Source organism: Amycolatopsis alba DSM 44262 (assembly GCF_000384215.1).
In the GTDB taxonomy this organism is placed as follows: Bacteria; Actinomycetota; Actinomycetes; order Mycobacteriales; family Pseudonocardiaceae; genus Amycolatopsis; species Amycolatopsis alba.
The window spans coordinates 1-16994 of the sequence record NZ_KB913032.1 but is presented as its reverse complement, the minus strand read 5'-3'; the positions used below and the strand labels follow the sequence as shown (position 1 = coordinate 16994).

Annotated in this window: 16 protein-coding genes and 1 pseudogene; 7 read left to right on the top strand and 10 right to left on the bottom strand. The window is 63.7% G+C overall.

The window, feature by feature from the left end; translation table 11 throughout:
* Positions 1-54: 54 nt before the first annotated feature.
* Positions 55-933 (bottom strand): annotated as a pseudogene (locus AMYAL_RS48255) (IS5 family transposase).
* 246 nt (positions 934-1179) lie between these two features.
* Here AMYAL_RS48255 and AMYAL_RS0100075 point away from each other — a divergent pair.
* Both AMYAL_RS0100075 and AMYAL_RS0100070 read left to right on the top strand, forming a co-directional pair.
* Positions 1180-1482, top strand: coding sequence for a hypothetical protein (locus AMYAL_RS0100075; RefSeq protein WP_039793743.1), 303 nt, complete (start codon positions 1180-1182; stop codon positions 1480-1482).
* Entirely contained in the window at positions 1479-2087 is a 609-nt protein-coding gene (locus AMYAL_RS0100070) for a hypothetical protein (RefSeq protein WP_020629255.1), read from the top strand. Before AMYAL_RS0100075 ends, AMYAL_RS0100070 begins: the two co-directional genes overlap by 4 nt.
* 58 nt (positions 2088-2145) lie before the next feature.
* On the opposite strand, the gene AMYAL_RS0100065 is transcribed toward AMYAL_RS0100070, so the two are convergent.
* Positions 2146-2340, bottom strand: coding sequence for a hypothetical protein (locus tag AMYAL_RS0100065; protein ID WP_020629254.1), 195 nt, complete (start codon positions 2338-2340; stop codon positions 2146-2148).
* A 186-nt stretch (positions 2341-2526) separates the two neighbouring features.
* Here AMYAL_RS0100065 and AMYAL_RS0100060 point away from each other — a divergent pair, with 186 nt between their 5' ends.
* Together AMYAL_RS0100060 and AMYAL_RS0100055 are read left to right on the top strand one after the other, a co-directional pair.
* Positions 2527-3072, top strand: a complete 546-nt coding sequence (locus AMYAL_RS0100060; RefSeq protein ID WP_280632795.1) for a DUF4238 domain-containing protein — start codon at positions 2527-2529, stop codon at positions 3070-3072.
* Positions 3073-3279: 207 nt separating this feature from the next.
* Positions 3280-4503, top strand: coding sequence for a hypothetical protein (locus AMYAL_RS0100055; protein WP_093976702.1), 1224 nt, complete (start codon positions 3280-3282; stop codon positions 4501-4503).
* A 54-nt stretch (positions 4504-4557) separates the two neighbouring features.
* On the opposite strand, the gene AMYAL_RS0100050 is transcribed toward AMYAL_RS0100055, so the two are convergent.
* Both AMYAL_RS0100050 and AMYAL_RS51015 read right to left on the bottom strand, forming a co-directional pair.
* Complete coding sequence (locus AMYAL_RS0100050) at positions 4558-5664, bottom strand: hypothetical protein (RefSeq protein ID WP_020629251.1); 1107 nt, start codon at positions 5662-5664, stop codon at positions 4558-4560.
* Entirely contained in the window at positions 5661-6818 is a 1158-nt protein-coding gene (locus tag AMYAL_RS51015) for a GMC oxidoreductase (protein ID WP_425332232.1), read from the bottom strand. Before AMYAL_RS51015 ends, AMYAL_RS0100050 begins: the two co-directional genes overlap by 4 nt.
* 1159 nt (positions 6819-7977) lie before the next feature.
* Between AMYAL_RS51015 and AMYAL_RS49100 the strand changes: the two genes are divergently transcribed.
* Positions 7978-8148 (top strand): hypothetical protein, encoded by a 171-nt coding sequence (locus AMYAL_RS49100; RefSeq protein ID WP_020629249.1) that lies wholly within the window; start codon positions 7978-7980, stop codon positions 8146-8148.
* A 106-nt stretch (positions 8149-8254) separates the two neighbouring features.
* Positions 8255-11473 (top strand): hypothetical protein, encoded by a 3219-nt coding sequence (locus AMYAL_RS0100035; protein ID WP_245193373.1) that lies wholly within the window; start codon positions 8255-8257, stop codon positions 11471-11473.
* Between the two features lie 39 nt (positions 11474-11512).
* On the opposite strand, the gene AMYAL_RS0100030 is transcribed toward AMYAL_RS0100035, so the two are convergent.
* Together AMYAL_RS0100030 and AMYAL_RS45390 are read right to left on the bottom strand one after the other, a co-directional pair.
* Positions 11513-12379 carry a hypothetical protein gene (locus AMYAL_RS0100030; RefSeq protein ID WP_245192715.1) on the bottom strand — a complete coding sequence of 289 codons (867 nt, stop codon included), beginning with the start codon at positions 12377-12379 and terminating at the stop codon, positions 11513-11515.
* A gap of 487 nt (positions 12380-12866) precedes the next feature.
* Entirely contained in the window at positions 12867-13139 is a 273-nt protein-coding gene (locus AMYAL_RS45390; RefSeq protein WP_020629246.1) for a hypothetical protein, read from the bottom strand.
* A 388-nt stretch (positions 13140-13527) separates the two neighbouring features.
* Here AMYAL_RS45390 and AMYAL_RS45385 point away from each other — a divergent pair, with 388 nt between their 5' ends.
* A complete protein-coding gene (locus tag AMYAL_RS45385) occupies positions 13528-13830 on the top strand; it encodes a hypothetical protein (RefSeq protein WP_020629245.1) in 303 nt (100 codons plus the stop codon).
* A gap of 361 nt (positions 13831-14191) precedes the next feature.
* Here the strand turns inward: AMYAL_RS45385 and AMYAL_RS0100015 are convergent, their stop codons facing one another.
* The 4 genes from AMYAL_RS0100015 to AMYAL_RS50755 all read right to left on the bottom strand — a co-directional run bounded on the left by AMYAL_RS0100015 (position 14192) and on the right by AMYAL_RS50755 (position 16728).
* Positions 14192-15136, bottom strand: coding sequence for a hypothetical protein (locus AMYAL_RS0100015; protein ID WP_020629244.1), 945 nt, complete (start codon positions 15134-15136; stop codon positions 14192-14194).
* Positions 15137-15145: 9 nt separating this feature from the next.
* Entirely contained in the window at positions 15146-15730 is a 585-nt protein-coding gene (locus AMYAL_RS49095) for a hypothetical protein (protein ID WP_143268005.1), read from the bottom strand.
* A gap of 126 nt (positions 15731-15856) precedes the next feature.
* Positions 15857-16354, bottom strand: coding sequence for a S1 family peptidase (locus AMYAL_RS50760; RefSeq protein ID WP_020629242.1), 498 nt, complete (start codon positions 16352-16354; stop codon positions 15857-15859).
* Entirely contained in the window at positions 16351-16728 is a 378-nt protein-coding gene (locus tag AMYAL_RS50755; RefSeq protein ID WP_280632794.1) for a trypsin-like serine protease, read from the bottom strand. Before AMYAL_RS50755 ends, AMYAL_RS50760 begins: the two co-directional genes overlap by 4 nt.
* Between the last annotated feature and the right edge of the window lie 266 nt (positions 16729-16994).

The window sequence follows — 16994 nt, the reverse complement described above, 5'->3', positions numbered from 1 at the left end:
GTCCCCCGCACGAGCGGGCGCCCTGCGACGGGCTAGGGCGTGTCCTGGGGATCTTCATCGGAGGTGGAGGACGATGCAGGCGAGGATGATCTCGGCGCGGTGGTAGGCGGCTCGTTTGGCGTATCGTGTTGCCAGGCCACGGAATTGTTTGAGCCTGTTGAAGCAGCGCTCGACCACGTTGCGGAGCTTGCAGAGGTCGGGGTCGAAGGCCGGTGGCCTGCCACCCGCGCTGCCCTTGGCTTCGCGGCGGGCGATCTGGTCGGCGCGTTCGGGAATGGTGGCCTTGATCCCGCGCTCCCGCAGCGCTATCCGGGTGCTCGGGTGGGTGTAGGCCTTGTCGGCGAGCACCCGCCCGACCCGTATTTTCTGTCCGTCCACCTCGATGTCACGGATGTCATCCAGCAGCGGAAGCAGCTGCGGGTTGTCCCCGGCCTGTCCCGGCGTGAGGATCACCGCCAACGGCAAACCCGCGGAGTCGACGGCCAGGTGGAGTTTGGTGGTCAATCCGCCCCGCGAGCGCCCGAGGCATTCCCCGTCGACGGCGAGGTCCTCGATCCAGTCCGCGCAGCCCCTTTTCTCCGGGCGCCGGCCGCGTGCTGATGCGCCCGGACACTCGTGGAATCGACGCTGATCACGAACTCGACGTTGTCCTCCAGCGTGCCCAGCGAGTCGTCTTTGACGATGACGTGCTCCAGGATCCGGTCCCAGGTTCCGTCCGAGGCCCACTTCCGCAACCGCTCATGCGCGGTCTTCCACGGCCCATAGCGTTCCGGCAGATCACGCCACGGCGCACCCGTCCGCTCATGCCACAAGATCACGTCGATCACCTGCCGATGACTACGCCACCGCCCACCCCTGCGACCCGTCTGCCACAGGCAGCAACGGCGCAATCGCTGCCCAAGCCCTATCCGTCAGCTCACCACGACCCACCACGATCCATCATCCGCACACGATCATGGAAAAGATCCGCAGGACACGCCCTAGTCAGCGGGGCGCGGAGGTCGTTCGCCCGCGCCTTCCGTCGGTTAGTCCTCCGGAAGACGTTTCCAGCATCACGCGACGTGTGGCGTGGTGGGGCTTCGACGCCGACAAGAAGGACTCTACGATCGGGTGGACCCGTCCAGCGGGCACGCCGAGGTTGCCGGTTTCTGTCGGTGGTGCCTGCTCGGATCTGTGCTCATGAACGACGTTTTCACTGAGCTGCTCGCCCAGCTGCGTGCCGCCACCGCCGATTCCCTCGCTGACCAGGCCGAACAAATCACCCACGGCGCGCAGGAGCTGGGCCTGCGGGTGATCCCAGCTCGCCTCGATCCCGATCGTGTTGTCGAAATCGACTCGGCGACGCTGTCCGCGGAGCAGACTGTGGCTATCGCCGCGTCCGTGGACGCCGCCCTGCTGTACCTGAGCCGCGTCCTGGTCACGCAGGACGCCGTGGACGCCGCGCTGGAGGAACTCGACGCAGGCTCGGAGCGAACCGGGTGAGCAAGGCGCTGGCGCGGATCGTCGGTTGGACCAGCCGTATCGAGGTCGGCTTCGCCCACGCCGGTGTCCTGCACGTATGGGAGGTGACCGCGCCCTGGCACGACGCCCTGGACGAGCTCACGACCCCGGCCCGTTCGTCGCGCTGGGCTCCCGCACCCCGCGTGAGCGACGACGCTGAGGAAGAGAAGGTCATGGAGCTGGCCAGGCTGGTCGCTGAGTCTCCGGAGTTCCGGCGAGCCCGCTATCCCCTACGCCGTTCCGTCGCCGAGCAGCTACCGGCGCTGGCCGAGCTGCGCAATGACCCGGACAACGGCCCGTGGATGATCACCTCGGTCATCAGGGCGGCCGACGAACTTGTCCGAGAACTCGCGGCCGAACGCGCGGAACAACTCCAGGCCCGGCAGGACGACCTGGTCGCCGAACTGGCCGCCCATCCCGACTACGCCACCATCCGCACCGCCGAAGTACGCCTGAAGTTCCTCCAGACCTGGATCCGTGACACGCATACCGACGGGCTGGCTATAGAGACCTGGTGGCTCAAAGAGCTGGTCGCCCTCACCGCCCAGGCCCGCAAGACGAGCGGCGCCCTGCAACTAACCCTTTAAGTAGTCGTCGGGCGCAGATGATGGGCCAACGAGCCGAGTGTGGGCGGTGGCCGCTCGTTCACACGGCTGAAGTGCTCCAGCACCACGCGGCGCGCAACACGGCGATCAGGGCTTCGTCGTCGGCGATGGTGGGTTCGGCTTCTCCGACCCGGAGCCAGAGTTCGTCGACGACGTACCCGCGCTGGCGGCGGGCGACCGTGATACCGGGATAGGTCATGGTCGACGCCGGGCCGCGCGGGTCGCCGACGACCACGGCCCCGGGTAACCCAGAGCAACTGGACATGCTGAGCACTGTCCACTGTGTAGCAAGTCGACCTCGCCTGGCGACAAGTACCGTATGAACACGGTCATCAAGCCGTCCAGACAGCGAAGCCATGGCCTGTCATGACGTGGGAGTATCTCGGGAGCGACCCCAACCCGTGGGGGCGAGATCTGGTCAGTGACGGCGGGCAGAGTCTGGCGCCGAAGGTCCAAGCGTACATGGGCCGTATCGCGGAGCTTGCAGTCGAGGGCCAGCAAGTCGAAGCGGCATCATTACGTACCCAAGTCCTACTTGCGGGCGTGGAGCTTTGATCAGCGCCGAGTGCGTGTGCTGAATACGGTCGACGGGACGGACCGGCCGGTGGGGCTCCGCGATGTCTGCGTCAAAGAGAACTTCTATCGGGTCACGGACAGTTCAGGTCGGCAGCACAACCAAGTCGAGGACATGCTGGCGGTGCTCGACGAGGAATGCGCCAAGCTGCTGCGCTTGCTTAGGGGCTGGGCTCCTGGCGACGATGTCGACTTCGAGGACTTCATGTCTCTGGCAGTGGTGATGGCTGTGCAGCGGAGCCGGACTCCTCAAGCTCGGCGCCACATGCAGGAGATGACGGATGGGATCTATCGAAGCCTCAACCGGCCCACGGAGACGACCCGCGGCCGACGGGCCGGGTCGGCATCTAGGTGTCGGCGTCCTTTGTTGTCGACAGCCATCGCCACCCCATAGGTAAGTCACAGTCGGCCACCCGCCGCAGGGCCCGTCATCGACTCGGTGCGGGGTGTAATTATCTTACCGTCGGCAGTGGCGATATCGGGAACAATCTAGTCGTCGCATTGTGTCAAACTACTGACCTCGTCACTGCCTTTCTCGCGTATCCTCGGAATACGCGAGACTCTACGCCAAAGATTCCGTCGAACCTTGGAGGTTTTTCACATGACTTTCGAAGGGTTTCCAACTTTCTGTCACGTAGACCAGTATGGCGACGCCGGATATAACTCTATCCCACGGATGCTGGCGATGAGCAAGCCGCTGAACCTCTGGGCGCCATCCGGAGCCCGCTTCTTCACGCCCGGCTTTTGCCTCACAGCGAAGGAATTCGTTACCTACGTTGAGGAAGGGTACGTCCGAGTGCTTGGCAGGGAGCCATGGCTGCTCGACCCCTCGTTCCGCGGGTCGGAACGCTGGCCGGAGTCGAAGTGGTTCGCGGAGTTCGACGGTCCGATCAAGCGAATATGTGAGGAGGATCAGCATCTGCCCCCTGGGGAGCGACGAGTACTCGCATGTCCGCCCGAGAAAGGGTGGGATTGGGCAGACGAGTACCTGGCCAAAAAGCCCGAGGATTCGGACCGTTGGAGTCGATTGTCGAAGGTGCGCAACGGCCACATGCTCATCCCGTCCCAGATCCGCGATCGTGCGCTCGCGTACGGCGGGGATAATTACCTCGCGGCGAGACAGATTCTGAGGGATGCCCACAATCACGGTCAGGCCCTGGTCGATTCAGGTGCGGAGGTCCCGTTCCTGCTGTCCGAAACAGACGTGAAGTACTTGAACGTCATCGCCACGACTCCTTGTGCCAGCAACGCGATTCCTGTCTTCACGAGAACCGCGTCGGACAATCCGACGAAATCGATGACCGCGATCACGGCGCAACTGGTTGAATTGTTGCAGGTCTTGGACATTCATGCGCCGAGTAATGGGGAGGGGCGAAGGCTGTCGAAGTTTGTACATGGTGAAGGGCACAAACTGCTCGTCTCCTGGATCTCGAGCGTCTGCAGGCTGATGCGTGACACCAATCCACGTGCGATCGACGGAACGATTCTCAACCTCCTCCGCGATGACCTCGGGAGGGCTGAGATGACGCGACCCATCAACGAATTGATTCGGCGCAAGGACGAAGGAGCGGTTGGCCTAGTAGGCATGGTCTCCATGATCGCCGGACTCATTACGGACCCGATCGGAGTAGCGACCATTGGGGGAGTCCTGGCGCAGGTCTACCCTGTGGGAAAAGGCCTGAGCAGGCAACTGGGCTACGCCCCGGCGAACTTCACTGGCGAGCAGTGGCCCTTTCTCTACACCTACAGCAGGCGCGCGAATCGCAAGTCCCTCAAGCGGATGCGTCATCTCCTCGATCAGATTTCAGACACCAGCACGCGGTAAGTCCTGTGGGTGACTGGCGAAGGCGGAACACTGATTCTGCCAGTCAGCATCACGTCACGACGGGCTCAGGATGGTGTCCCTGTGGTGCCATGCCGAGGCCAACAGCGCTGCGCCCGCCGCTTGCATCCGCTCGTTCCGAACCAAGTTCGACACAGTCGCTTCGTCGAAGCGCTTGGCCGCTAGCACCCGACCTTCGTCGTTCTCCCTCGTCACCTCCCCGAACACGTCCGCGAAAGCGTCGTGCTCGAAGACCAGGACAGCCAGCAGGTCGGTGGCGAATGTCAGTGGATCAACTCCCAGACCGACGCACCACATCCTGGCTCCTCCATCGTCGACCGAAACCTGCAGCTTGCGGAACAACCCCCACTCGCTGTAGTCGAGGGCCCTGGAACCGTCACTGTTGATCTCTGCTTCGCCCAGCAACTCCTCCGCGAGCTCCCGGGCCAGGAACTTCAGCAACGAGAAATCGTTCGTCTGATGCAGAGCTTCTTCCCCTGCCGCCTGAAATACGCCGGATGGAACTACTTGGTATAGCCCCCCCGCATGTCCGACCTTCTTCGGGTCGCGCCAGTGAAGGAAGAATTCGAACTCGCCGCCCGCGGTGCGCTTGAGCGTCAGTGCGCTCACCGCCATGTTGACCGGCCGCTGGGCGAGATCGCATGGATCCTTGATATTTTTCCTGATGCCGCCATCTCCTCTTCCGAGGCGGGCGGCCGCGTACTCGTGTGCGCTAGCTTCCCCTGTGTTCAGGCTGTCGAAGTACCTGCCGAGGGAAAAGGCAAGCCGCGATCTGGACGTATCCGTAAGCTCCGCCTCTTCGAGTCGGTAAGTCGTGCGGTTCTGGAAGGCCCTTGGCGCCGCTAGGGCCTGGAACACGTCCGCGTAGTTCTGGTACGTGGTGTTGTCGAGCGAGAGCGGGAGGTTGGCTCCGTAATCTACGCTCGAGCCGGCTGTAGTCTGAGAAGCCCGAAGCTGCAAGTCGATGCCTAAGAGAGGAATAGGGGAGAGCGGAAGCCAATTCGCCACTGTTAGCAGCGGGGTCTCAAAGAACTTCACGTGATCGACGTATTCGTGCTGCGCATCAACACCCAGATCGAAGCGGTTGGCCTCAAGGTAGCGCCTCACCTCGAGCCACGCTGCTTCTTGTTCGGACAATTTCATTTCTTTGAACCACCCTTCATTTCAATGGAAATTCTTTTCGCTGAACGATGCGCGAGTGCGACGGCTGTTAGTGTGGGATTGCACGCCGTGGAGGTCTCTATCAATCCGCCACCTCCCACGTATACGTTAGATAGGGTATGTACTCGGCCGTAGGCGTCACATACCGACTCTAGTTCAGTGGCACCCATTCGCATCGTACCCTGGTAGTGAAGCGAAGCGCCTGGAGGTAGCACGTTGGGGTCATGTCTGCTTGGTACGCCCAACTGGTGGGCAATGTCCAAAGCGCTTAATTTCAGATGATCGATCGTCTTTCGATCTTGACGAGTCCACCGATAATGCAGACTGATCGTAGGCATATCGTAGATGTCGCGTTGAGTGTCATGGAGTATGACGCGATCATCTCCTGTTATTTCCTTTCGGCCATACAAGGATATTCCCGCGGTGACGGCTAGCGGTCGCTCAGATCGTAGGTCCTCTTGAAACCCGTACAACACCTGCCCGTGAAAAGGTCTTGATTCGTCAGCGAAAGGAATCCAGCACCCCTGTGCCCCGAGGTCGACCTGCTGGGACGCGACCGCTGCGACTTCTTGGAGCGGTTGTGACAAAACCACTTGCAGTGTGACTTGTAGATGATCATTGAAGTGTCGCCCCAGATGTGCAGGTCTGATACCCGAGTTGTAGAGAATCTGGGGTGTCCTAAACGCGTCTGCGGCGAGGACGATGACCTGGGCATGAATTTGGTACAGCTCCTTGCTTTCTAAGTCAACCACCTCCACTCCAACTGCGCGGTCGCCTCTCAGGAGAACCTTTCGGCAATGTGTGCTTGCTCTGATTGACACATTCGATCTTGGACTTTCTGCGATACCGGCCAGGATGACATCTGGCCCTGTCCATCTGGTGCCGTCCGGCGAATTGGTCGCGGCGATCGGTAATGCTCGGATAGACGAGGACGGTGGAATCCCTTGATTTATATCCAACCGAGTTATCAATGTAGAGCACAACTCTGCAGTGAGGTTATCTGGGCGCTCGCCCAGTGGGATTCCGAGAAGCTGATAAGCTTGGTGAATACTGTCGCTATGCTCTTCCGGTGGCACGAGTGTTGATACCTCACTGCCGAGAGGTTGTGGGCAGGACCCACGCCACAGTACTCCCATGCCGCCGACACAGGAAGTCATCGCCACAGAAGGCATCTCCATGTGTGGCGGGAGTTTTCCCAAGGAACTGACCGAGAACAGTCCTGGCCGCTCAAGCGTACCGGTCTCGCCGGTACCCGATTTTGGCGGTAAGTACGTAGAGATCGGCAAACGGACACGTCGGTCGTGTCCCTGGGCTGTCAGTATCGCCGCGTCTCGGGCGTCCAGCGTGGGAAAATTCCGAACGTGGAGTCCGGATATTTCGGACAACCTCGATCCAGCCTCGATGATCTCGATTGTCGCGCCTGGTACGGAGTCTGCTAAAACACGAGCGAAAGTAGAGCCGACTAGGCCGCTGCCGACTACAACGACATCGATCGTTTCGCGCCCGAAATACGTCATCCGTGCCTCCCATGGTGATGCGCAGCCGATCGTGTAGTTAGATCGCGGGAGATCGGGGCAACGTTTCAGTCATGCGCAGGAAATAAACCGTCAACGAACAGATGATTAGAGGTGATCAACAAGTTTGGGGTTCTGTCGAACAGGATCGCCTCGATTGTGGTTAGCGTGGAGGATGTCTGAGTGTGCTCACGTTGGCTGTGAACCTTAGTGCTGCGCGGTCTCCGGGCCACCGCCGTGATCATGGTCGGCCAGTGGTCGCAGGAGCGCGGTCGACCGACGTGAATCTGCATGGACCGCCACTTGCATCCTGCGCAGCGTGAAGAGAAGCGCTCGCTGACCAACCTCTGCAGGTCTAAGGTGTCCGGCTCGACCAAGCGCACAACAGCACTGAGGACGCACTCGCTGCCGCCCGGCTCGCGTGGCAGCTCGCTAAGGACCAGCCCGAACGGATCGGTCAGCTCGCCCCGCACGTGCTCCACAGCTGGCAAGCGCAGTGGTTTCGCGAGCAGCAGAACGCGCGCGTCGAGATGCTTGAGCGCAAGCTGCGGGGAGTCCCCCGCAGTGACACCGCTCGTATCGAGCGGCTCCAGCTACAGCTCCGATACCCGAGCCTCCGGCAAATCTTGGCCACTCCTGCCAGCGACTGTTGCAGCAGCCCGGCGGGTTCGGCCGCCCCAGGCCATGCGGGCCCGCGCGGTCCCATGCTTCGTGGACACCTGATCTTGAAGCCGCGCTGCGCGAGCAGTGGCTCGCCGCCGACCCCGCCACGGCGCCGACCGTGCTGCACGACCAGCTCGCCGAGCAGTACGGGCGCACCGCAGGGGTGATTCGGTCCCGCTTGATCAAGCTTCACTGCGATATCGACGCGCCTGGCCAAACTTGCACTCCTGACCGCGCCGCCGCGCTCAAAGCCCGGCTCGACGCCGAATACGCAGCCGCCCGCAGCTAGGACTCGGGCCTCGGCGCGGCGGCCGTTCCGATGATGACTCGCCTCGGTGGCGTGTCGTTGCCGAGTAATACGGACAGGCGATGTCGACAATGGACGGGTGGTGTCGATGACGGAGGACGGTGGATCGTTGCCGGAGCTGCCCGGTGAGGTGGTGTCGACGATCATGCGTGAGTTGCCCACGCAGGGTGCGAGGATCTTGGCGTGCCTGCGGACGGCGTCGGTGTTGATTGTTTACTCGCTGGACGACGAGGCAGATCTTCGGCTTGCTGAGAGCGCGGCCTACAACGTGCGCGAGGCGGTCGATGCGGTCGTTAAGGAGAGCAGCCCGGTCCCTGGTGGGGGTCTTTCCGTCGTGCGTGAGGCTTGGCAGAGGTATGAAGCGGAGATAGCGCGGCCGGATAATGACGGCGCGGCATCGCTGGCTGCGCTCACGGAGGTTCTGCGGCGCGTCGCCGAGAAGCGGGATCGGGACTCGTATCACGCCGCTCGTCTGTTGCAGTATCTCCGGTCGAAGGCCGGTATCGATCCTCTGGGCGGCGAGCTTGACCCGGTCAAGGAGTACACCCGGCTTTACGGCGAGACAAACCAGGCTCTGCACGCACAGACGACTCCCCAAACCGCAGTCACGTTCTACTCCCGTGCCGTGGCGTGGTTCGTCCGGATGTTCACGCCATCCGATGAGATCGTCCGCGCACTACGGGCCTTGGCAGCCGAGCCGTGGGCCGGCCATGACCAGGTCGAGCGTTTGCGGAATCTGGCGCTGAACGAACATCATCTCCGGCTATTTCTCGGGCTGCTGACCGACCCTGGCTGGCTTATTCCTCTCCACGACGCGGACGTGATCGCGCTACCTGCGCCGAGCGGAACCTGGCCGGGGGCGGCGCTGCTGGAGGGCCTCGGGCGCACGGCGCCAGCAGAGGTTGCCGTCGTTTTGGCGCGCCTGGTGAAGGACGTCAAGCAGCGCACGCTCGAAGAGGACAGGGCGAACGTGGCGTTCACTCTGTTGCTGTTCGCATCCCAACTGGGATCTGCCGGACATAGCGCGGTCGGTGACATCGTCTCGGCCTATTCGAGCAACCGGTCGGTTCGTGTGATCGGCGCCGACGTGATCAAAAAGGCTGATCCGACGATCCCGCTGGTGGAGACCGTGGCCAGGAGGGTCCTGGATGGCGCTCCTCTCGACACCGACCGCTACTACTACAAGCTGGTGCTCGAACGACTCGAAGCTGGACTCAACCGCGACAACGCCACGAGTCGGATTCGCATGCTCGCGGCCAAGACACGGGAAGCGTCCCAACATCCTCAGGCCGGCTGGATCACTCGAGACAGTGCACGCCTTACAGCCGACCTCGGCGAACACGATCGCCACTATCTCGTGATCCTTGCCCACGGCCTCGCGCGCCTACTGCAGCAAGCACCGAAGCTCGGCATCTCCACCGCGAACCTTCTTAACTGGACAAAGGACATCAGCGGCGATCTCGGGGAAAGGATCACCAGCCGCGTCCTCGTACTCGCCGACGACGTCTCGATCCACGACAAGATCGATCACATCACGCGTCGCCTCGCGTCGTTCGCCCCTACCGGCGACGACAAAGACCTCATCGACGCCGTGCTCCTTACAGACCCTGAGCCTGGCCTTCTCGCGCCATGGGCCGAAGCGCTCGGCCTACCGGGAGACGATCCGTTCGGTGAGGACGAGTCCATCCCGGACGCACTGCGTCGCACTTGGCACTGGTCGACGGTGCTGCCCGACTCTGCACTGGAGAGCTGGCAGGATCGGATCGCGGAACTGGAGGAGCGCCACGGCTCCCTCCCGCAGGAGCTCTTCGAGCACAGGACTGATCATGTCACCATGATGTCGGGGCAATCCGCATACAGCGTAAAAGAACTGTCCTCCCTGTCCGTCGCCGACGCCATCGACACGGTTGCACGGTGGCGGCCCGACGGTGACAGCCGCGGCCGCATGATTCTTGCTCGTGAACTTGCCCGGACCCTCGAAAGTGTCGTCGAAGCAGAACCTCAGGCGTGGACGGCCGATCCCGTGTCGGTCGTGACCGGTCTGCGGGAACCTGTGTACGTCCTGCACTATTTCGACGCGGTCGCCAAGAAGGCAGCCGATGTCATCGAGAGTGCACCAGACATCGTGGCGGCGGCCCAGCTCGTGCGGACCGAACGCTGGACCCCGATCGTTCTCGGGGAGGACGATTTCGACTTCGAGCCGGACTGGCGTCGCGTCGAGCAGGTGACAGTCGACCTCGTCCGCGCGCTGGCGAATCACAACACCCGACTTGCCGACCACCTCGACACCGTGTGGGCCTGGGCGCTGGAGCTGATCGACCAGGCACCTGAGAGTGGAGACGCTGCTCACGGTGACCACGACGCTCTGTTCCGCGCGATCAACAGCCGCCGCGGACGAGGGCTACAGGCAATTCTTTCGCTGGCGGGCTGGGAATACCGCAACGGAGGAGTGATCCGCCCTCAGTTCGTCGAACTGCTCGACGAACTCATCCAGATACCAGGTCCAGTCGGCATGGAGTACCGGGCCGTCCTCGCTCAGAACCGCAGATTCCTCGAAACAATCGCGAAGGACTGGCTCGCCCGACGCGTCGACACCCTGTTCCGGGACACCGAATTGGGCGTCGAGACGTTCGAGCTGACCTTAAAGTACGCACAACCCACCCCCTGGCTCTATGTCAATCTGCGAGATGAGTTGACCGCCGCGGCACAACGAAATGCGGACAACGCGGTCGACACCCTCCTCATAGGAATGCTCCACCGCGAGACAGGCTACGAGATTCCCGCCATCCTCCAGGCCCTCCGCGGCTGGCCCGAAGCGCTCACCGCAGCATCCTCAGGAGCCGCTGTCCTGGTGCAGGACAGCGCCGACGGTGAACCAGAACTCGACGTCGCTGCCGAGTTCTGGCAAGCCTTGCTCGATGCTAATCGTGCGACAGTGCCCGCCGACGTGCTCCGTGCTGCGGGCCGGTGGGCGTTCGTCGCCGGCCTCCCCGAAGAAACATGGGCACAGCTCACAGTCCGAACACTCGCCATCACCGGCGGCTTGGACCACTACGCCATCGAAGTCGCGGACCGCTGCCGCACAGCACCGGTCCCAGACGACAGCATCAAGATTCTGCTCATGCTCCTGGGCAAGGGCGCGCCGTGGGAACAGGACCACGTCGCACGCGCCTCCATCGACGCACTACGAACCATCAGCACCACACGGTCAGACCCCAACTTCGACGAACTCCGCACCAAGGTCATCGACCGCGGCTACCCCGAAGCAACCGACATCGCCCCGTATACCGACCCAACCGACACCTGAAAGCCGGTTACAGGGACAAACTCGTGCTGTCCGGGTCAATCACAACAGCCGGTCATGGTCGGCGTCGGCCGCAGCGCGAACAGTGGCTTCGAATTCGCTATCGAGCCGTTCAGCGAGTCCGTCGGTCTCATCGTCGTCGAAGTCTCCGTCGTGCTCGGAGTATTCGTGGAAGAGAAGACGGCAGCCGTGAATGCCGTCAAGGAGGTCTTCGAGCAGGTCGTGGGCGGGCCGGAGTGGGTCGAGAAGGCTGATACGTGCCTGAGCTGTGTCAAGCGAGTCGTCTTCGCCGGGAGGGCTCTCCTCGGCCTGGCCTTGTGAGTTCTTGAGGACGTCCGCAAGTGAGCTGGGGTCGGCGACCCTGCCTTCGGCGGCGAGCATCGCGTTCCGGATGAGATCCACGACCACGTCACGCGGCCTTTCGCCGGCTCCGAGCCGTTCCAGGACCCGGGTCGGCGTTTCGACGGCGAGGGCTTCGATATCGTCGGCTTCGATCACGACTTCGGCGGGATCGCACTCGGCGAGGTCGGCGGTGATGTCGGCCGCGGCCTGGAGCCAGTGCGCGGCGGCGACAGCCGCTGCTGTCGGGTCGACCTCGTGGAGTAGCTTCTCCGATCCGAGTGGGTGCTCGCGGAAGAGATCGTTGGCCGCGTTCACCTGGAGCGGGGAGGCGTCGGCGCGAGTGAGGAGAACCGCTTGTTTCGCTCGTTCGGAAAGGTCGCCGCGCTCGGCCTGTTCGACGGCGCGCAGCTCGGCTTCGACGTCGGCAATCACCTGCTCCGTCAGCGTCTTGTCGTCGAGAGTGTGGAGTGCGCGGCCAACACGGTGTGCTGCTTCCTCGACGCGGTTGTAGGACTGAATCATGTAGCCGTCTTGCGGGAGGTTGGGCTTCGTCAAGGCCTGGATCACGGAGGCGAACGCGTCGCGCTCACCTTGTCGATGCCACCTTTCGGTGTTCTCCTCCAGGCTGTCGGCGGCACTGGCCGGATGCGTGTACGTACGCCACAACTGGCGGGACAGTCCGGTCAGGGTGTCGGCAAGCCGGAGCAGATCCTCGTGCGCTGCGGTGGCGGGAAGGTCGGAGACGTTGCTCGCCACACAGCCGAGCCCCGTATCCCACGTACAGATCAGAACTTGCCGCGTCGCGTCGGAGGCATAGACCGTCACGAGGACGATCGTGCCAGGTGCGGGGAGAACACGCCCGTAACGGAGTACGAATTTGGAGTTGTCCGGCTTTCGGCTTGTCCGGGAAGTTGGGGTCTAGCACTGTGGCTGACATCGGGATGGGGACGGCTGGCTACCCAGGGGCGTCGCGATCGCCCGCCTGGTTTCCACGCTGGAAGTATGTGGAGCCGGTACATGGTGTGAGGGCAGGGTGTGGAAGTGTCAGGGCACGTCAACTCGGCGGATCGGAGTCGGCTATTTTCGGAGCGTCCTTAGCGGGTGGTTGCTGCTCGGAGATCTCGTCCTCTGTGTCTTCGGGGCTCGGTGGGCCGATTTCGATCTCGAAGAACAGCGCCTTGATCCGGATGCGGCCAACCGACTTCACCTTGGCACGGAACGGGCGCAAGACGAGCCAGATGCCGAAAAACACGGTGATGCTAAAGACCGAGGCGGCAAAAAGACCGGTTGTGGACAACGTCGAGACACGAGCGACGAACTCTGACACGCGCAACCCTCACCGCTAGCAGAGCCGAGGCGTCTCCACCAGCCGGTAAAGGTGGTGTACGGGGTACTGCACATGCCGACACTCGTCGGCGGGGTGTTGCTCCTATGTCCCGGCCTCGATGGTGCAGTGCCGCGCCAAACGGAACACAGGTGCCCAGACTTGCTGGACGGGTACATGTCCGGACACATTGCCGACTCATGCACGTCTAACCATACTGCCGATCCGCCAAGAACAGGCTGGCACGGCTCCTGCAAAAGTGCTCGGATGGTCAATCTGTGTTCGGCTTGAGCTTGTCAGACTCACGCGCGGACCCGAAGGTCTGTGACTCAGCGTACATGGTGTAGCAGACAAGGTTGCGAGCACCTCGGCACCATGCATAATCGAACCCATGTTCGATAGCTCCACGTCAGACGGCCCGCCGGAGGAGAAGACCTTCCGGGGTTTCCGGCCTCCTCGGAAGGTCTGGGTGGACTTGAGCCAGCTCTTCCCCGTCGGCCCGCCCAGGGCCGACATCCCGGAGGGCCTCGATCTCCAGGCGGAGGTCCGCGGCGAACTGTCGATGTGGAAGGTCAGCACGACCGGCTACTGGTTCGGCTGGGTCCAGTTCATGATCAATGAGGGGCGCGGCGGAGCGAAGGCAGGTCAGTGGGTTCCGGGGTACGCGCTCCGACCGCGTGATGAGAGCCTTTAGCGCCGAGGTCTGGAACGGAGAGGCCAAGGTGTGGGCTGGGCACGTCCCGCCAGCGTGCGTGGACCGGCCGATAGCCACTCTCCGGAGGTCTCGTTAGGGGCCGTGTAGCGCTGTAACTTCCCTTCGAACGACTAAGGGGATCGGGTCGCGCCATGGGCCCGGCGCGGGTTTCGGGCGAGACATCGGAGCCTTGCGGGATCTTGGTAACACCCATCTGGCGTGCGGCGACTTAGGTGGTGGCCCGGCAGTCCCTCCCCCTTACTGCCGGGCCATTCCGTCAAGTCGCGTCAGAATTCCGGCTTCTGACCCGCTTTCAAGGCCATGGTCGCGAGCAGAGCGCCGGGCCCGATGACCCTGGCTCTTACTCGTCGACGTTGTCGAGCGGGAAGTGCTCGGTGTCCCAAAGTCGGCGCAGGGTGAGCAAGGCGGCTCGGTTGATGACCGTGATCTTGGACTTCGTCTGCACCGTCGTGCGGGTGATGAGTCCTTGTGACTCCAGGTAGGTGAGTGATTTGCTGAGTCGCTGGGTGGTGTAGCGGCCGTTGCCTTTCGCTGCTGCGATCTTCGCGCCTGGTGCGTCCAGCAGGTCGGGGGTTCGCTGGTGCCAGAGCTCGATGAGATGGGCGCGGTCGCAGGTGGGCTGGGCGTGGTCGGTGATCTCGAGGATGAGGTCGGCGACGTCCACGGTCTCGCCGGTGACGTGTGTGCCCTGGAACTCGATGAGTCCGTTCTCGATGTGGCGGGCGGGTCCGCGGCGGCCGCGTTCGGCGGCTACGGCGTCGGCGAGCAGGTAGCTGGCGTTGTCGGAGGTGGGCCAGGGGAGGAGCTGGAGCCGGGCCCAGAGTGCGGTATCGGCGAGCGATTCTTCGCCGGTATGGGCTTGGCGGTGGTCGTCGACAGCGACCGCTAGGGCCAGCAGCGAGTGCCTCAGGGACTCCACGACGTTGTCGCGGTGGAGCTTGCGGACCCGGTCGGCGGCTTGGGCGAGGTGCTGGTGCAGGACTGTGTTGAAGAGGCTGGCGCGTTCCCGCCAGGCGATGAAGTCGCGATACTGGGTGGCGTGCTCGAGGGCTGTCATGAGCCCGGCGCGGTGTTGTTTCTCGGCGAGCTTGATCTTGTCGCGGCGGAGTGTGGCTCCGTGGTTCGCGTTGGCTTCGATGATTTTGAGTACGCGGTAGGTCTGCGTGACGTGGTCGTCGGCGAGCAGGGCGTCCCATCTGCCGCGGTGTGACGGGGTGAGGGCTTCGCGGATGTAGTGCTCGGCGTCGTCGTCGTTCGTCAGGTCGTACGGGAGCGGGTTCGGCACGGTGGTCTCTCACAGGGTGGGTGGTTCGGGGTGGCATTCGGCGCAGAGCTGCGCGTCCGGTGGCAGGGGTGCGTCGACGAGGCCGATGCGTGCGCATCGGGTCAGGACCGCGGTGTACTCGCCGGCTCGGATCGGCATCGGCTTGTCGTCGACCTGGTGCACGTCGTACGGGGCGGTGAGACCGACACAGTGCTGACCTGGAGTGGCTTCCGCGAGGACCTGTCTCGTGCCCGGCTGGTGTGGGGGGTCGAGATCGAAGCGCGGCCAGTACGGCGCGTCCATGCCGAGCTGTGATTCAGGGGAACTAGTACGCGGGCGGAGCGGGTGCACGGTCGCCAGTACTGCCGCTCCCGCGCGCACGGGATGATGTTCCGTCGCGGAGGCAGGGACGGTGGGTGCGCGGACTGTGCGGCCGGGACGACGGATCTGGACTCCGTCCGCGACCAGGAAGGCGCGCACCGTCCGGACAGACAAGCGGTAGAGGTCCGCGAGCTCTCGGAGGGTGGCGCCGGCTCGGTAGCGGACGCTCAGCCCAGGCGGCGGACGCAGGTTCCGGCGGTGTGACGACGCGGTGTGCGCGTTCTGGCTACCCATGACGGCCCCGGGTGCGGGTGACGGTGACTGGTGGTGTTCGGATTGAGCGGTTCATCGGCGCTGGGGTGTCTCAGGCCTGAGGGGTGCCGCCTCCTTGCGTAGGAGACGGCACCCCAAGGTCAGTTGCTAGGTGGCGTTGCCGGTGCGGGCGACGTGATAGATCCAGTCCCGCAGCTCCGGGTCACTGGTGAAAACGTCGGGCTGGGTTCCGCAGAACCCAGGATCAGCCGATCGGCTGGCGGTCCCGACGAGCTGGGGAACGCCGTCGATGGTGGCCAGCGCAGGTGTCCCGGAGTCTCCGTAACAGCTGCCGTCACTGCCGGAGGGGTTGTCGCCGCAGAATTCGGCGGCGGACAGGAACGCTCCGGCGCAGCGCGACGGCGCGGTGACACGGGTGTCGAGCTGCTGCAAACGCCTCGGCAGACCGGAACGGGTGCTGTCAGGCTCGGTCACGCCCCAGCCGAACACGGAGACGTTCTCGCCGCGCCGGGCGGCGTCGCGGGCGAGCGGCACGGTCGGCTCCTGAACGAGGTAGTCGAGCTTGAGCATCGCGGCGTCGAAGACCTTCTTCTTCGGCGCGCCTTCTCCCCATTGCCAGCCGGGGTGGACCACGACCTTGCTCACCGCGGCGGTCTCACCACCGGCGAGCCGGTCAAGGCTGCCGACCCGGACGTGGAAGTTCTTGTCCGCGGTCGGGATCGGTGCGGGGTCGGCGTTGAACCACTGGATGGCGGTCGCTCGGCTACCTCCTGGGTGGGCGGGTCGGTGACGCAGTGCGCGGCGGTGAACACCCAGCCGCGGAACACCAGGACGGCGCCGCAAGTGTGGTAGTCGACGTACTGCGCACCATGGTCCGGTGCGTCGTACTGCAGCGAGGTGATCCCCGGCGGCGCGGTCGCGGCCGGATGGCCACCGATCAGCATCGGCTCGATCGGTGGCGGTGGTGTGGCGGTCACGGCCGTCGCCGCAGGGGCGGCCAGCGTGGTGGCGATGCTCACCGCCATAGCGGCCGCGAACGACCAAGTCTTTCTGAGCAAAGGACCGTCTTCCTGTCGATGAAGGGGCGTGAATGGTGCGCTCAGGAGCCACTACCTGTGGCAAGGCGGCGCACGTCCGGGGTGGTCCACACACGGCGAGAGAAGGCCCATCCAGCTCGCTGTCTTACCGCGCCCAGGAACCGCAGGTGCGGGCTTCGTTGCTAGCGGGATCGTGGCCTTTGCTGTGTCCGCGGCTGGCGGCTGGCGGCTGGCGGATGGGGGGGGGG

What these genes read in the sequence shown, in the direction of transcription:
- AMYAL_RS51015 (WP_425332232.1), bottom strand. Translation starts at nt 6,818, where the DNA reads ATGGGAGTACTGTGGCGTGGGTCCTGCCCACAACCTCTCGGCAGTGAG.
- AMYAL_RS0100035 (WP_245193373.1), top strand. Translation starts at nt 8,255, where the DNA reads ATGACGGAGGACGGTGGATCGTTGCCGGAGCTGCCCGGTGAGGTGGTG.
- AMYAL_RS0100075 (WP_039793743.1), top strand. Translation starts at nt 1,180, where the DNA reads ATGAACGACGTTTTCACTGAGCTGCTCGCCCAGCTGCGTGCCGCCACC.
- AMYAL_RS49095 (WP_143268005.1), bottom strand. Translation starts at nt 15,730, where the DNA reads ATGGGTAGCCAGAACGCGCACACCGCGTCGTCACACCGCCGGAACCTG.
- AMYAL_RS0100050 (WP_020629251.1), bottom strand. Translation starts at nt 5,664, where the DNA reads ATGAAATTGTCCGAACAAGAAGCAGCGTGGCTCGAGGTGAGGCGCTAC.
- AMYAL_RS45385 (WP_020629245.1), top strand. Translation starts at nt 13,528, where the DNA reads ATGTTCGATAGCTCCACGTCAGACGGCCCGCCGGAGGAGAAGACCTTC.
- AMYAL_RS0100055 (WP_093976702.1), top strand. Translation starts at nt 3,280, where the DNA reads ATGACTTTCGAAGGGTTTCCAACTTTCTGTCACGTAGACCAGTATGGC.